Below are 16,355 nucleotides of genomic sequence, written 5' to 3'. Positions count from 1 at the left end.
TACGAGCTTACAATGACACTTTTATGACGCTAGTCGATATGGTAATCAAACTCCACATCGATTAAACGCATAATATCTTCCATGCTGGCAGGCTTAGCCAATAAGAACCCCTGCCCCATCTCACAACTGTTTTCTCTCAAGAAGGCTAACTGATCATGGGTTTCGATTCCCTCTGCAACAACCTTCAGTCCCAGCTTATGCGCCATCGCAATCACCGCAGCGGTTATCTCCATATCATTCTTATCATGTGGTATATCGCGAACAAAGGATGCATCTACTTTTAGATGATCAAAAGGTAGGCGTTTTAAATAACTAAGTGAGGAGTATCCCGTTCCAAAATCATCGATAGCTAAAGATACACCGAGCTTTTTGAGCTCCTGAAGCGTCTCGATAACCGTTTCAACATCTTCCATAATCATCGACTCAGTTATCTCCAGCTCCAACAAGCTTGCTGGGAATTGGTGCTTAGCCAAGGCCGCTGATATTTTATTAAGTAGCTCTGGGTCAAAGAACTGACGCATAGACAGATTAACGGCAATCCTGATGTGATGGCCTGAATCAATCAGCTGTTTACCTTGCAGACAGGCTTGATTTAATACCCACTCCCCTAGCTCGACAATTAACCCTAGATCTTCAGCTATAGGAATAAACTCTGCAGGAGACACTCGCCCTCGCTCAGGATGATTCCAACGAATCAATGCTTCCAAACACACTGGCTGCAACTCGCTCATGATGGTCCATTGCGGCTGATAATGTAGACAGAACTCCTGGCGCTCTAATGCATTTCGTAGCTGGTGCTCCATGTTAACGCGGTTTAGTACTTCTTCGTTCATTTCCCGCGTAAAGAACTGGTAGTTATTTCGACCTTTTCGCTTAGCACGATACATAGCAAGGTCTGCATTTTTCATCAATACAGGCCAATCTTCTCCATCAGTAGGGGCCATTGTCACACCAAGACTCACTGTTGCCTCAATCTCACTGCCTCCTAATTGAAGAGGCTGGCAAATAGCAGCTAATAATTTTTCGGCAACCACGCCGGCTTCTTTGGGCCCGCTGACATCAGGAAGCAACGCAATAAATTCATCTCCACCTAGACGCGCTATCAAGTCTGAATGCCTTAACGTTTGCCGGATACGATCAGCTAGCGCCTGTAGCAACCGATCTCCTACATCATGCCCCAAAGTATCGTTAACCTGCTTAAAGTTATCTAAATCTAAATAGAAGAGTGCAAAGATAGAGTCATTGCGTTTTGCTTTTTTAAGCTCAAATTCCAGTTGCTCTCTAAACAGGCGGCGATTACCCAATCGGGTTAACGGATCATAAAAAGCTAGCTGCTCGATCTGCTCCTGCGTCTTTTTCTGAGAGGAGATATCTTCGCTCACACCAATAAAGTGAGTGATCTCTCCCTGTTCATTTAAGATCGGGGAGATGGATAGCATCGACCAATAGATCTGCCCGGATTTAGTTTTATTACGCATCTCCCCATGCCAATCATGCCCGGACTTAATGGTTTCCCACATATCCTTATAAAAAGCACCCTCTGTTTCGCCCGCATTTAGGATAGCCGGGGTCAACCCCCTCACTTCACTAAGCTGGTACCCGGTAACATCAGAAAACTCCTCATTAACATACTCAATAATCCCCAGAGCATCCGTAATAATAACCATGGTTGGGCTTTGCTCGACAGCACGTGATAGCTTGTTCAGCTCCTCCTCTACTTGCTTACGCTCCAGAGCTAAACTGACTAAACGTGCAGATTGCTCGATCATCGCTAAATGCTCATAGGTTGGAGACGATGGTTTTCGCTGGTAGAAGGCAAAGGTCCCTAAAATATCGTTCCCCGTCCCCATAACGGGCTGAGACCAACAGGATGCTAGCCCCGCCTGTTTGGCTAAACTTTTGTAATCTTTCCAATAAGGGTGGGTATCGATATCTTCAACGATCACCAGCTCTTTTTTCCAAGCCGCAGTACCACATGACCCGACTCCGTCACCAATTTCTACACCGTTGATCGCGTCAATATAAAAATCGGGTAAGCTCGGAGCAGCCCCGTGTACCAAATGCTGTCGTTCTTTATCCATCAGTAAAATTGAACACAAACAATCGGGATATACCTTCTCCAAACCTGCAGCAATCTCCTCTAATATGGGCGTGAGAGGCACCCCTCGAATCAGCATATCCAATACTTTACTATTTTGGCGCAACTGTTCATTTTCGTAATAACGGCGAGTAATATCCCGATTGACCGCTAACAAACCAATAAGCCGGCCACTATTATTCCTGAGAGGTGTTTTAATACATTCAATTAAAGCCATCCGGTCTTTAGCGCCTTTAACCCAAGACTCCCGGGTAATTTCTTCCCCCTTGCTGAAAACCCACTTATCTTGCTCATCAATCACTTCCACAAGTTCCGCTGGAAAGAAGCTGTCTGCCATACAACCGACTACGTCCTCCTTGGGGGCGCCGATAAAATCAGCGAAAGATTGGTTACAAGCAAGGTATTTACCGTCAAGCGCCTTTGCATAAATATGGTCGGAGTTGGAATCCATTAGGGTAGTCAAGAGGGTGCTCTCATCTACCACATGGCTAAATTGATCCGATAAATTACCCAACCGCCGCTGATTCAGTCGCCACAGATATACAAACCACAGCAGTGAAAATAGCAAAAGGCCAAGAATGACAAGGAGGTAGTCACTGTAGTGAGGCTTCTTGACTGGATTAAGGATAACAGCATTACTGGGAAGCGCTTTGGGATCTAAACCATATTTTTCCATTGAACGACCGTTAAATACAGGCTCAGAAGGGCTTTGAGCCATCACGGGTAACTCAGAAATTGGGCGGCCTTTGAGAATTTCAATTAAATAATCTGCTGCGAACTTGCCTTGCAAAGTAGAGGTCGCCACAAATCCACCTACGGCTCCTTGAGCAATAGCTGTATCCCACGCGGAATAAACCGGTACGGGACTATTCTCTAATAAAATACCTACACTTTCTTGAAGGGTCATCGTTAGCCCTTCTTTATCCTTATGCAGCGGGAGGCGAAATACGATCGTATCATCGGTAAGCTTCGCAAGTCTGGCTTTTAGCTCGGAGACTGTCCAACTGGAATAGGTCTCTACTACGAAATCTTGGGCATATTGCTCGGCATGTTGAGCAAAGCGCTGCTGCTCCGCCATTCCAGAAGGGGTAGCATCACTGACTAATAGAAGCCTTTCCATATCAGGATGCATGTGTTTTATCAGTTTGAAGTTTGCTACGGGATCCGTAACCTCAGCAATACCCGTTACGGACGGCTCTCCTTCTATTATTTCGGGGGAAAAGTTATTAACACCAACAAACACCAATGGAATATTTCCAAACAAAGCGCTTCGATACTTTATTGCAAAGGAAAGGGCATTATTGTCAGTTGCCAATATCGCGTCGACATGCTGGATATCCTTTTCCTTTAGCACATTAGCGACTAACGGGAACATCTTCTCTGGCGAAAAACGTTTGGTATCCAAATACTCAATTTGCAGGTCTACTGGAATCCCTAATTCCGTAAAACGTTGATCAACGCCTTTCAAAATGCCATCAGACCAAGGAAACCCCTGATGATAGGAGTTAATTACTAGAATAGTTCGACCATAACTGACATCCACAGCAATACCCTCCTGGGAAAGCGTGGAAAAGAAAAATAAGCAAACTAACGGCCGAGTCCATTTTGGCAAGCGCATAGATAGTGATCACTTTTTGCTCTGATTCTCTGAAGTATAGACCGTTTTCTGTAAGAGCTTTACTATTGCACCGAGAATTGACGCAAAAGTTGAATTTCATCGGCCCATAGCGTGTCATCTATCGTTTCTAATATAAGCGGTATACCTCTAAATCGGGCGTCTTTCATAATAAAGCGAAATACGTCAAGACCGATTTCGCCTTGTCCAAGACTGTGATGACGATCCACTCTGGCCCCTAGGGCAACTTTAGAATCGTTTAGATGCATGCCAGACAAGAAATTAAATCCAACGGTTTTTTCAAACTCATCAAACGTTGCCTGACATAAATCGAACGTTTGCAATGGATAACCTGCTGCAAAAATATGGCAAGTATCAATACATACACCTATACGGCTTTTATCTTCAACAGATTCGATTATCTCGGCAATTTGCTCAAATGAATAGCCGAGATTACTTCCCTGGCCAGCTGTCGTTTCTATAACTGCTTTAACGCCTTGCGTTACATTTAGTGCCATATTGATCGAGTTGGCGACACGCTGAAGCGACTCCCCCTCGGAAATCTCACGCAAATGACTTCCCGGGTGAAAATTCAGATAACAAAGCCCTAACTGTCCACAACGTTGCATCTCATCGATAAAGGCATGGCGTGATTTATCTAATGCGATCGCATCAGGATGACCTAAGTTTATTAAGTAACTATCGTGCGGCAGTATTTGCTCCGGCGAAAAGCCTAATAACTCACAGCGCTCCTTAAAGAGATGAATACTCTTATCGGTTAATGGCTTAGCTTCCCATCGACGCTGATTTTTCGTGAATAACGCAAAGGCGTTCGCGTTTAGTTTGTGTGCATTAAGCGGCGCATTTTCTACTCCACCACTCGCACTGACATGAGCCCCAATAAAATAGGGGGTATCTTCACGGCTCACAGCTTACAAGCACCACCTAGACAATCATCAAAGTCCATGCTTTCAAGCTCCAAACGCTCATCATGCGCCTGCTGTAAGCGACCCAATAAACTCTGCTCCAGAGCACCCTCACACTCTCCAGCTCGTTGAAACACAGCTAATAGGGCAGCCAATTCTTCTAAAGTAAAATCATTCATCCGGTTGTATCTCTTTTTAGTATCCGTTTTGTGGCTCTATATATTCGATCAGTAACTGTACCGTTCGCTGACCTCTAAACTCATTCACATCTAATTTATAGACAACTCTTACCGATTTACAGGCCTCATTTGGCCATGAAGATAAGTCTGTATTAAACTGTATAGCATCTAGGTGCATGCCGCTCGCCGGGTCCATTAAAACAAGCTTAAGGTGCTTTTTCCCTACTAAGCGCTGTTGCAAAATCCGAAAGTCCCCATCAAAAAGCGGTTCAGGAAAATGATGTCCCCATGGCCCCGCCTCGCGGATATGCTCCGCTAATGATATCGACAGTTCTTCAGGTAGCAAAGAACCATCCGTTTCCAATCGTTGATCAAGGTCCTCGGCGGATAACTGTTGCCTTACCACCTGATCAAAAGCTTCGCAAAACAGGTCAAAGTGATCAGCGGCCAATGTTAAACCTGCCGCCATAGCATGGCCACCAAACTTGGTTATCAGCCCGGGGTGATAGGTTGCGATCTGATCTAAAGCGTCACGAATATGCAACCCTGGGATCGAGCGCGCTGAACCTTTAATCTCCCCAACGTCACCTGGTGCAAACGCGATGACAGGCCGGTGGGTTTTTTCCTTAATTCTGGAAGCTAGTATACCGACAACACCTTGGTGCCAACTCGCATCATATAAACATAACCCAAAGGGTAAAGATGTTTGATCCAACTGTATCTGATCCAGCAAGCTTAATGCTTGCTGTTGCATCTCCTGCTCGATACCCCGCCGTTCTAAATTAAGCTGATCGAGAGTTTGTGCTAACTCGCGCGCGTAGTCTTCATCATCTGACAACAGACATTCGATGCCAATCGACATATCCTCTAAACGTCCCGCGGCATTGAGTCTAGGAGCCAACGCAAAGCCTAAATCACTGGCCACTAAACGCTCTTTACGCCGCCCTGAAATTTCAATCAATGCCAGCAATCCAGGCCTAGCCTTCCCTGCCCGGATACGCTGTAATCCTTGATATACCAAGGTACGATTATTGTGCTCCAACGCGACTACGTCAGCGACTGTGCCCAGCGCCACTAAGTCCAACAAACTGGCCAAATTAGGCTGCTGCATACCCTGCTTAGCGAACCAATCATCAGCGATTAAAGATCGTCTTAAAGCAATCAACACATAAAAAATCACACCGACACCGCATGTCGATTTTGCAAAAAAATCGCAGCCGGGCTGATTAGGGTTAACAATCGCAACCGCATCGGGGAGTTGGCCGCCTGCCAAGTGGTGGTCGGTAACAATGACATCCATACCCAATTGATTTGCTCTGGCGACACCTTCAACACTGGAAATACCATTATCAACGGTAATTAACAGCTGTGGAGATTGGGTATATGCGACTTCAACGATTTCTGGGCTAAGGCCATAGCCATATTCAAAGCGGTTGGGTACCAGATAATCGACCTGGGTAGCCCCCATCATTTTCAAGCCAAGCATAGCCACTGCTGTACTGGTTGCACCATCACAATCAAAATCACCGACAATGAGTATCGACTGATTTTGTTTCACTGCCATAGAAAGCCGTTGTACCGCTTCGGGCATACCTTTCATCGCTGTATCAGGCAGCAGCTCTTTCAGATGCCTTCCAAGTTCATGCTTACTCTGAATACCACGAGAAGCATAAATTTTGGCCAGCGCACTAGGCACTTCACTAAAAATGGGAAGATCGCTTGCCGGTATTTTTCGACGATGTATCGATACGTGTTTCACGCGATCTCCTTTAGAAGTTAGTTAGCATAAGCCAAAAAAAAGACCCGTCAAACGGGCCTTTATTCTACACTGTAATGGTTACTCAGGATGAACATGCTCTGAAATAAATTTTTGTACAGCAGATAGATCATTTTCCAAAACCGTTAAGCGCTCTTCACGCTCAAACAGATCAGTAAGATGAGTAGGTAGCGCAGGTGCTGTGAGTTCCGCTTTGATAACTGCATCAGGGAACTTAACAGGATGCGCCGTAGCCAGCGTGATCATAGGAACCGCTTTATCGCGAATACACTCACGCGCAGCTTTGACGCCGATAGCCGTGTGTGGATCCAGTAAATAGCCCGTTTCAGCGTGAACGTCAGCAATAGTTTGGCAAGTCGCATCGTCATCAACCGCAAAACTATCAAACAGCTCACGTACTTTCTCCCAACGTGCAGGATCAAGGCTCACTGATTCGGTACGGAAACGATTCATCAAATCGCTAATCGCAGCACCATCACGGTCATAAATATCAAACAGCATACGCTCAAAGTTTGACGAGACCATAATATCCATCGATGGGGATAATGTATGCACAAGCTGGCTCTTAGACATATCATTACCAGCAATAGCACGATGCAGAATGTCATTACGATTAGTAGCAACCACTAGCTGTGAGATAGGTAAACCCATCTGCTTGGCCAAATAACCGGCAAAAATATCACCAAAGTTACCCGTAGGTACTGAAAAAGCCACTGTCCGGTGAGGCCCGCCCACGGCTAGAGAAGCTGAGAAGTAATAAACAATCTGAGCCATAATGCGCGCCCAATTGATCGAATTCACAGCCCCCAGCTTCATCCCTTTTAAGAATCCCTGATCGGCGAAGCTTGCTTTAACCATCTCCTGGCAATCATCAAAGTTACCTTCCAGCGAGATATTAAATACATTATCCGCAAGAATAGTTGTCATTTGACGGCGCTGGACTTCAGAAACTCGATTATGCGGATGCAGAATAAAGATATCCACATGCTTAGAGTGACGGCATCCTTCGATCGCCGCCGATCCAGTATCACCGGACGTTGCCCCCATAATAACAAGGTGTTCACCACGCTTTTCTAAAACGTGATCCATCAGTCGACCCAATAACTGAAGCGCAAAGTCTTTAAACGCTAACGTCGGGCCATGGAACAATTCCAAAACCCATTCGTTAGTGCCTAGTTCTTTCAATGGCGCAACAGCAGAATGATTGAAGCCTGCGTAGGTTTCATCAATCATCACTTTCAGGTCTGCATCACTGATACAGTCATTGACAAAAGGGGATATAATTTTGAACGCAAGCTCCGCGTAGGAGAGCCCTGCCCAACTTGCAATCTCCTCCTGAGTAAAGACAGGCAACTGCTCAGGCACATATAAGCCACCATCACTCGCAAGACCTGCCAGTAACACCTCTTCAAAATTCAGAGCTGGTGCTTGTCCACGTGTAGAAATATATTTCATCGTACGTTCCTCTGCTCCAACTTAACCTTTTAGGTGCTCTACACGAATACGCGTGACCTGACCGATAATATCATCCAAGGCTTCAATCGCTTCGATGGCTTCGTTCATCTTCTGCTCTTTAACTCGCTGAGTTAGCAGAATGACAGGTACCTGCTCTTCCGAAGTCTCTTTCTGAACGATAGCTTCGATATTAATGCCATTATCACCCAGAATTTTAGTGATGCTGGCCAAAACACCAGGCTTTTCTGCTGCTTGTAAACGCAGATAAAAGCCCGTTTCTGTCTCAGTCATAGGTAAAATAGGCTGATCGGAAAGCGCTGTTGGCTGGAATGCTAAATGAGGCACTCGGTTATCACGATCAGCCGTCAAGGTACGAACTACATCAACAACATCCGCCACAACGGCTGAAGCGGTAGGCTCTGCGCCTGCGCCTGCGCCATAGTAAAGCGTACGTCCAACAGCATCGCCATCTACCATCACCGCATTCATAACACCATTGACGTTTGCCAATAGCTCTGACTCAGGAACTAATGTCGGGTGAACTCTCAACTCGAAACCATGTTCTGAGCGACGGCTAATGCCTAGATGTTTAATTCGATAACCTAACTCTTCCGCATACTCAACGTCTTGAGGGGTAATACAACTGATACCTTCGGTATAGGCCTTATCAAATTGCAAAGGAATACCAAAAGCAATCGATGCAAGAATAGTTAACTTATGCGCCGCATCAATACCTTCAACATCAAAAGTAGGGTCGGCTTCTGCGTACCCAAACGCCTGAGCTTCAGCCAAAACATCGGCAAAGTCGCGCCCTTTCTCACGCATCTCTGTTAGGATAAAGTTTCCCGTACCATTAATGATACCGGCGAGCCAGTTAATGCTGTTAGCAGCCAGACCTTCACGGATTGCTTTAATAACAGGAATACCGCCAGCAACTGAAGCCTCAAAGGCAACCATAACATTGTGCTTCTGCGCTGCTTCAAAAATCTCATTACCATGCACTGCAATGAGTGCCTTGTTCGCTGTGACAACGTGCTTGCCGTTTTCGATAGCCGTCATTACCAAACTTTTAGCAACGTCATAGCCACCAATCAATTCTACGACAACATCAATTTCCGGATTGGTCGCTACTTCAAAGATATCTCGCGTAACCTGCGTCCCTCGAGTATCGCACGCCGCATTATCGCGTCGAGCACCTACTTGCTCCACAATAATTCGACGGCCGGCTCTACGGGAAATTTCTTCTGCATTACGATGCAGAACATTAAAAGTACCGCTACCAACAGTACCCAGACCACAGATTCCAACTTTTACCGGTTTCAAACCAATACCTCGCAGTTTACAAGCCACATTCGTAGCTGTTTCAGCATAACGAACAAAAAATGGGCAAACATTATAGCCAATATCTTTACCAGACTCTATTAATGGCCTCCCAATCAAACGTAAAAAGGGGCAAAAAGCCCCTTTTAAATTGAAAGACCTAGTTAGGTGAGTTTAAGGCTTAATACCTAGTGCAGCAGCTAAACGCTCCGCTGGCATATACCCAGGCAAAAGCTGCCCCTCAGACGTTATGATCGCAGGTGTGCCTGTCACACCAACTTTCTGTCCTACCGCATACTGCTTCAGAACGGGATTTTCACATGCTTCAACATCTAAATCCTTTCCTTGCTTTGACTGTGTCATCGCTTCAGTACGGTTTGTTGAACACCAGATATCAGACATTTTCTTGTGTGCAGGAGATCCAGGCCCCTGGCGTGGGAAGGCCAAATAAGAAACGCTGATTCCCATCGATTGCAACTTCGGCACTTCTTCATGCAGCTTTCTGCAATAAGGGCAGTCCACATCGGTAAATACAAACACAGAGGCTTTTTCAACACCTTCTGCCTTAAAGGTCACTAAATCCTTCTCAGGCACTTTGGCCATTTCAGCCTGACGCTGACCATTCGCTTTCTGCTCAGAGAGGTTAACAAAGCCTTTCTCATCCGTTAATTGGTAAAGTTGACCTAACAGAAAATATTCGCCGTTAGCATCAGCGAAAATAGTTTCGCCTGTGCCTAATTCAACTTCGTAAAGCCCAGCCATTTTTGCAGGCGTAACGGAAACAACCGGAATCCTCTGATCAATTTTACTGATTTGCTGCTTAATCCGCTCTTCAGTACTCTCAGCTGAAGCCATAAACGAGATAGACAACAAAGCGCTGGCCATCAGTAACTTATTTCGCATAGATCCCTCAAATTTTATCGTAAATATGATTTTCAGACGGCCCTTTGACCTAAAAGTTCACTCACCCGCGAGGGTGATGCAGCTTATGAAGCGACTGCAAACGCTGCTGTGCAACATGAGTATATATTTGCGTTGTCGAAAGATCACTATGTCCAAGCATCATTTGCACAACACGCAGATCAGCCCCATGATTAATCAAATGCGTTGCAAATGCATGACGTAGCACGTGAGGCGATATGGGCTTTTCGATACCCGCCTCAACCGCATACCGCTTAATTCTGTGCCAAAAAGTTTGTCTAGTCATCTCTTTGCCCTGTTTACTAGGAAAGACCACTTCCAAACACGACTCTGTTACCAGCAACTCTCTATCACCACGAAGAAAACGCTTAAGGTAACTAATTGCTTCTTCGCCTATCGGCACCAAGCGCTCTTTTTCGCCCTTACCTGATACCCTAATCACACCATGGTGTAAATTCACTTGGCCCAAATGTAGTGATACCAGCTCTGAAACACGAAGGCCCGTAGCATAGAGCAACTCCAACATCGCCCGATCTCTGCTGCCCAAAACCGTATTCAAATCAGGCGCATTAAGCAAAGCTTCTACATCCATTTCTGATAGCGTTTTAGGTAGTGGCCGGCCTTTGCGGGGAAGTTCGATCCGTAACATAGGATCTTCAAGTAAAATCGTTTCACGTACAAGAAAACGGAAAAAGCGACGGGCCGATGAGATAAAGCGCGATGTCGAGGCAGGGCTCAGTGACTCCTGAACACGCCACGAAAGATAACGTCTAACATCTTCGGCCTCGCAATGCTGCAAATCAAGCTTACGATCATTCAGCCAGCATGCAAAGAGCGAAAGATCTCTGCGATAAGCAACCTGAGTATTTTTACTCAACCCCTCTTCCAGCCAAAGCACATCAATAAAGCTATTGATTAATCCTACGTCAGCATCAACTGGTTGCTTTTGAGTAAAACGACCGTCAGATTTTGAGAGAACCACACAACTCACCAACCACTAACGATATACCTCAATCGAAGCTATCTTCTCTTTGGATACAGGGAACGTCGCTCTGCCTTGTTCAACCTGGTGACGAACACTGATTGAGCTTGCGCTGGTCTCCACAAGAACACCATTAATCTCGTTACCAAAAAACGTTCTTAACTTAATCTTGCGACCAACATGCTCTGACAACTCATTAAAAGGGGTTACTTGATACGTCTTTTGCACAACGGGGGCATGAATCGGCACGACCCCCGGCACAATCTCAGAGATCCTTGGTTCTTCAGGCTTTTCTTCCACTTGAACACTTTCTTTGGACACAACAGCCATTGCCGCCTTACGCACGTTTGAGCCAAACAACGCTTGTAAGTCACGCCAGTCATCATCACTAATTTCAAGTACTTTTCCATTAACCTGAAGCGCAAACTCAGATCCAGAGAAGACATTATCAAGTCCTTTCGATTGAGCCAAAGCCCCTACTTCAAGCCTTTCTGCGGGCTCCAACCGAGCCGCAACAATCGATTGGGCGGTCTTCGCACTCACAAACGCATCCAGCAAGGATCCATCAACGGAGCGCCCTTCGGCTATCAACCACTCATTGATTTCACCACGATAGGCGTCTAAATAGGTGCTCTCTGAGAGGTTCTCTGCTTGAGAACAAAATGCTTGCCAACGTTGATTATATCCAAGATCGCTCAAGGTGAGACCAAACAACTTGATTGAGGTCTTAGCCATTCCTTCCCTACGTAGGGTTCCGCCTTGCGATAAGCCTAACCAGACACTTGTATCTGCTTTAAATAACAAGGGAAATTCAGCAGCTAGGTTTAGCTTCACAAGCTGGCTATTTGCAGAGGGCTCGATCAGCAAACTCATTTCCCCACTTAGACGATCGTAGCCCATACGCAGCAGCGACTGTCTACCAATACTACGCTCATCACCACACAGCAATACTTCCAAGCTCGCTTTTTCTTCCTCTGCCTCTACTTCTGGCATAGGCTGCTCTCTTGCATAATCAGCGTTCAAGTCGTACCGGATATTGATTAGCTTAAGATCTAGGGCATCCTTAATGACTCCACTACGAACCTGCGTCTTTAGCGAGAGGAAGTTTGACCATGAGGAGGACTGAAGGACAATACGCTCAATCGTGATAGCATCACTGAAAGGTACGGGGCGAGCTTGTATGCCCTGAAGTTCAACATCGTTGAATAGGGATGCTGAAAGATCGGCGTACTCAATTTTCACGAAAGGACGAATAGACGCAATCAACTCATCAAGATTTGACTTAACCTGATACCAATAATACCCCTGCACTACAGCAAGCATAATAATAGGCATCAAAGCTAGTACTATCCATTTCAGCCACTTACGCATCCACTACTTCTCCATGCATACTCTGATATCGCTCACGAGTAATTTTAGAGCCCTTTCTGTCTGTTTGCTAATAACAAATAAAAAAGGTGACCCGTTGGTCACCTTATCTCTGCGATAGCAGCGAATCAAGTATAGCTTAACCCAGCTTTTCCTTGATACGAGCAGAACGACCACTACGCTCACGCAAGTAGTACAGTTTAGCCTGACGCACATCACCACGACGTTTCAGAGTAATCTCTTCAACCGCCTGGCTGTAAGTCTGGAAAGTACGCTCAACGCCCACACCGTGAGAGATTTTACGTACAGTAAATGCAGAGTTCAGGCCACGGTTACGCTTGCCAATTACTACACCTTCAAACGCCTGTAGACGGCTACGAGTACCCTCTACAACACGTACCTGCACAACCACTGTATCGCCAGGGCCAAATGCAGGAATTTCTTTTGCCATCTGTTCAGCTTCTAATTGCTGAATGATTGTATTTTTGCTGCTCATCGCTCGCTCCTAATATTCTCCCACAAGACACTTAGGTCTGGTGGATATAATCGGTTAACAACGCTTGCTGCTCCGCGTCTAATTCGAGGCCTTCCAACAGATCCGGACGGCGTTGCCAAGTCCTTCCCAGTTGCTGTTTCAGGCGCCAACGCCTGATCTCCTCATGATTACCGCTAAGCAGCACATCAGGTACGCTTAAGCCTTCTATTGATTCTGGTCGCGTATAATGAGGACAATCTAAAAGCCCATCGACAAAAGAGTCCTCTTCTGCCGAGCCTTGATGCCCCAAAACACCAGGTACCAACCGAGATATCGCATCTATCATGGTCATTGCAGGCAACTCACCTCCACTTAGGACAAAATCCCCAAGCGACCACTCTTCATCAATCTCTGTACCGATTAGGCGCTCATCAATACCTTCATAGCGCCCAGCCACTAAAATCAACTTCTCACAGGAAACAAGTTCCCGCACTCCTGTATGATCGAGCTTTCGCCCTTGAGGAGAAAGATAAATCACTTTCACCCCTTCACCTGCCGCATTTCGTGCAGCATGAATAGCGTCTCGAAGTGGTTGAACTTTCATCAACATTCCAGGACCACCGCCGTAAGGACGATCATCCACTGTACGATGCCGATCAAATGCAAAGTCTCTTGGACTCCAACACTCGACATTGATTAAACCACTTTTTACCGCCCTTCCTGTTACGCCGTACTGTGTAACAGCATCAAACATTTCAGGAAAAAGCGTAATAACGCCAAACCACACAGGTCAGAACTCAGGGTCCCAATCGACCCTCATCGTACCTGCTTCCAGGTTAATTTCTTTGATCACTTGATCAGGCAAGTAAGGAATCATTCGCTCACGACGATCTATACTTTCTGCGTTACCCCGAACGACTAACACATCATTCGAACCGGTTTCCATCAAGTGACTTACACGCCCCAACAACTCATCGGAAAGCGTATAAACTGACAGTTTTTCCAGCTGGCTCCAGTAGTACTCACCTTCACCCAAATCGGGGAGAAGACTTGTTTCGACTGCGATATCAACGCCACAGTATTGGCGTGCAACTTCGCGATCATCCACCCCATCCAGCTTGGCAATCAAACCTTTGGCATGCCGTTTAGAAGCTTCTACCTTAATCGGTTTCCACTGACTACCAACTTTTAGCAGCCACGGCTTATAGGTCATGATATTTTCCATCGGGTCGGTGTGAGAGTAGATTTTTACCCACCCTTTAACACCATAAACCGATGTTATCTGGCCGACTACAGTTACATCTGGTTGTGTATTACGGCTCATTGACCTATCCAGCAGCTTAACTTACTGTGCAGTTTTTTTAGCTTCTTTAACTAGCTGAGCAACACGCTCAGACAACTGAGCACCTTTACCAGTCCAGTACTCTACACGCTCCAGGTTCAGACGCAGGCGCTCTTCCTGACCACGTGCTGATGGATTGAAGAAGCCGATACGCTCAATAAAGCGACCATCGCGAGCGTTGCGTGAATCAGCAACTGTAATTTGGTAGAAAGGACGCTTTTTAGCGCCGCCACGTGACAAACGAATTGTGACCATATGATGATCCCTTTATATTTTGCGTGGGCTTTAAAATCACCCAGCGTTACTGTTCCGACAGAATATATCCCTGTCGGGCCAAATCGAAAATTCAGGGGGCGGATTCTACGCGAATCCACCTCCATTGAAAAGCTAAACTGTTTGTTTTTTATTCAGGCTTCACATACGAGGAAAGCCACCCGGGCCTCCACCCATGCCAGGAGGCAACATCCCCTTCATACCCCGCATCATTTTACTGATACCACCTTTGCCAGAAAACTTCTTCATCATCTTAGACATCTGCTTATGCTGCTTAAGCAAACGGTTAACATCCTGAATTTGCGTTCCTGAACCTGCGGCAATACGCTTTTTACGTGAACCACTAATAATATCTGGGTTGCGGCGCTCTCCAGGTGTCATGGAGTTAATAATACACTCCATCTGAATAATTCCTTTTTCCGCTTTACTGGCATCAGCTGCCTGGGCTAGTTGCCCCATACCAGGCATCTTATCCAGCATTCCCATCATGCCGCCCATATTTTTCATCTGCTGAATCTGCTCACGGAAATCTTCCAGATCAAAGCCTTTTCCTTTTTTGATCTTGGCCGCAAATTTCTCAGCTTTATCTTTATCTATTTTGCGCTCAGCTTCCTCAATCAAAGAAAGCACGTCACCCATACCCAAAATTCTGGATGCTAAACGGTCTGGGTAGAAAGGCTCCAGCGCATCAATTTTTTCACCCATACCAATAAACTTAATGGGCTTACCGGTAATATGACGAACAGATAAAGCTGCACCACCGCGAGCATCACCATCAGCTTTCGTCAGAATGACGCCGGTCAAGGGCAAAACTTCGTTAAAGGAACGCGCGGTATTCGCTGCATCTTGACCTGTCATCGCATCGACAACAAACAAGGTTTCTATGGGATTAATCGCCGCATGAAGGCGCTTAATTTCGTCCATCATGTCGCTGTCAACATGCAAACGACCTGCCGTATCAACTAACAACACATCATGATGCTGGATTTTTGCATGCTGAATCGCTGCACGGGCGATATCAATAGGATCTTGATCAGCCGAAGAGGGGAAGAAATCCACACCCACTTCTGCCGCTAACGTTTCCAACTGCTTGATAGCTGCCGGACGATAAACATCGGCAGATACCACCAAGACTTTTTTCTTTTCACGATCTTTTAACAGCCGAGAAAGCTTTGCAACCGATGTTGTTTTACCAGCACCCTGCAAACCAGCCATTAGCACAACGGCAGGAGGCGTCGCTGCTAAGTTAAGTGCCTCATTCGCCTCCCCCATAACGCGAACCAACTCTTCGTTAACTATTTTTACGAAGACCTGCCCAGGGGTTAAGCTTTTGGATACTTCAACACCCACCGCACGCTCTTTAACACTATTAACAAATTCCTTAACAACCGGCAGAGCCACATCGGCCTCTAATAGCGCCATACGCACTTCGCGGAGCGTATCTTTGATATTGTCTTCAGTTAACTTCGCCTGCCCGGTCACAAAGCGAAGCGTTTTCGTTAACCGTTCTGAAAGATTCTCAAACATAGATGCCTCTACTGGGATGGAAGCATACGAAACAAGCGACAACTAATCCGACGCGCTTGCGGGGCTTCCCAATCCGGAAATAACTATAACTTTGTGC

General features: G+C 46.0%; 14 protein-coding genes. All 14 read right to left on the bottom strand.

Annotated elements, in window-relative coordinates; all coding sequences use genetic code 11:
- Positions 1–29 precede the first annotated feature (29 nt).
- The 14 genes from F0U83_RS02430 to ffh all read right to left on the bottom strand — a co-directional run bounded on the left by F0U83_RS02430 (position 30) and on the right by ffh (position 16,258).
- The gene (locus F0U83_RS02430; RefSeq protein WP_170221712.1) at positions 30–3,641 is read right to left on the bottom strand and encodes an ABC transporter substrate binding protein; all 3,612 of its coding nucleotides are present in this window, start codon (positions 3,639–3,641) and stop codon (positions 30–32) included.
- A 137-nt stretch (positions 3,642–3,778) separates the two neighbouring features.
- The gene (nfo, locus tag F0U83_RS02425) at positions 3,779–4,642 is read right to left on the bottom strand and encodes a deoxyribonuclease IV (protein WP_138986354.1); all 864 of its coding nucleotides are present in this window, start codon (positions 4,640–4,642) and stop codon (positions 3,779–3,781) included.
- On the bottom strand, positions 4,639–4,818 hold the full coding sequence (locus F0U83_RS02420; protein WP_138986353.1) for a hypothetical protein: 180 nt from the start codon (positions 4,816–4,818) through the stop codon (positions 4,639–4,641). Before F0U83_RS02420 ends, nfo begins: the two co-directional genes overlap by 4 nt.
- Before the next feature lie 16 nt (positions 4,819–4,834).
- Positions 4,835–6,577 carry a single-stranded-DNA-specific exonuclease RecJ gene (gene recJ, locus F0U83_RS02415; protein WP_138986352.1) on the bottom strand — a complete coding sequence of 581 codons (1,743 nt, stop codon included), beginning with the start codon at positions 6,575–6,577 and terminating at the stop codon, positions 4,835–4,837.
- A 78-nt stretch (positions 6,578–6,655) separates the two neighbouring features.
- On the bottom strand, positions 6,656–8,050 hold the full coding sequence (gene thrC / locus F0U83_RS02410) for a threonine synthase (RefSeq protein WP_138986351.1): 1,395 nt from the start codon (positions 8,048–8,050) through the stop codon (positions 6,656–6,658).
- A 21-nt stretch (positions 8,051–8,071) separates the two neighbouring features.
- Positions 8,072–9,373: a homoserine dehydrogenase gene (locus tag F0U83_RS02405; RefSeq protein ID WP_138986350.1), complete on the bottom strand. Its 1,302-nt coding sequence runs from the start codon at positions 9,371–9,373 to the stop codon at positions 8,072–8,074.
- A 171-nt stretch (positions 9,374–9,544) separates the two neighbouring features.
- A complete protein-coding gene (locus F0U83_RS02400) occupies positions 9,545–10,273 on the bottom strand; it encodes a DsbC family protein (protein WP_138986349.1) in 729 nt (242 codons plus the stop codon).
- A gap of 61 nt (positions 10,274–10,334) precedes the next feature.
- Positions 10,335–11,273, bottom strand: a complete 939-nt coding sequence (gene xerD, locus F0U83_RS02395) for a site-specific tyrosine recombinase XerD (protein ID WP_138986348.1) — start codon at positions 11,271–11,273, stop codon at positions 10,335–10,337.
- A 15-nt stretch (positions 11,274–11,288) separates the two neighbouring features.
- Positions 11,289–12,644, bottom strand: coding sequence for a hypothetical protein (locus tag F0U83_RS02390; protein WP_138986347.1), 1,356 nt, complete (start codon positions 12,642–12,644; stop codon positions 11,289–11,291).
- A gap of 136 nt (positions 12,645–12,780) precedes the next feature.
- Complete coding sequence (rplS, locus tag F0U83_RS02385; RefSeq protein ID WP_138986346.1) at positions 12,781–13,137, bottom strand: 50S ribosomal protein L19; 357 nt, start codon at positions 13,135–13,137, stop codon at positions 12,781–12,783.
- 31 nt (positions 13,138–13,168) lie between these two features.
- Positions 13,169–13,903 (bottom strand): tRNA (guanosine(37)-N1)-methyltransferase TrmD, encoded by a 735-nt coding sequence (trmD, locus tag F0U83_RS02380; protein WP_138986345.1) that lies wholly within the window; start codon positions 13,901–13,903, stop codon positions 13,169–13,171.
- A gap of 3 nt (positions 13,904–13,906) precedes the next feature.
- Complete coding sequence (gene rimM / locus F0U83_RS02375) at positions 13,907–14,440, bottom strand: ribosome maturation factor RimM (RefSeq protein WP_138986344.1); 534 nt, start codon at positions 14,438–14,440, stop codon at positions 13,907–13,909.
- A gap of 21 nt (positions 14,441–14,461) precedes the next feature.
- Positions 14,462–14,713 (bottom strand): 30S ribosomal protein S16, encoded by a 252-nt coding sequence (rpsP, locus tag F0U83_RS02370; RefSeq protein WP_138986343.1) that lies wholly within the window; start codon positions 14,711–14,713, stop codon positions 14,462–14,464.
- Positions 14,714–14,872: 159 nt separating this feature from the next.
- Positions 14,873–16,258, bottom strand: a complete 1,386-nt coding sequence (ffh, locus tag F0U83_RS02365; protein WP_138986342.1) for a signal recognition particle protein — start codon at positions 16,256–16,258, stop codon at positions 14,873–14,875.
- Between the last annotated feature and the right edge of the window lie 97 nt (positions 16,259–16,355).

Source organism: Neptunomonas concharum (genome assembly GCF_008630635.1).
Taxonomy (GTDB): domain Bacteria; phylum Pseudomonadota; class Gammaproteobacteria; order Pseudomonadales; family Balneatricaceae; genus Neptunomonas; species Neptunomonas concharum.
The sequence above is the reverse complement of the archived record's forward strand: the minus strand, read 5'-3'. Positions and strand labels throughout refer to the sequence as shown.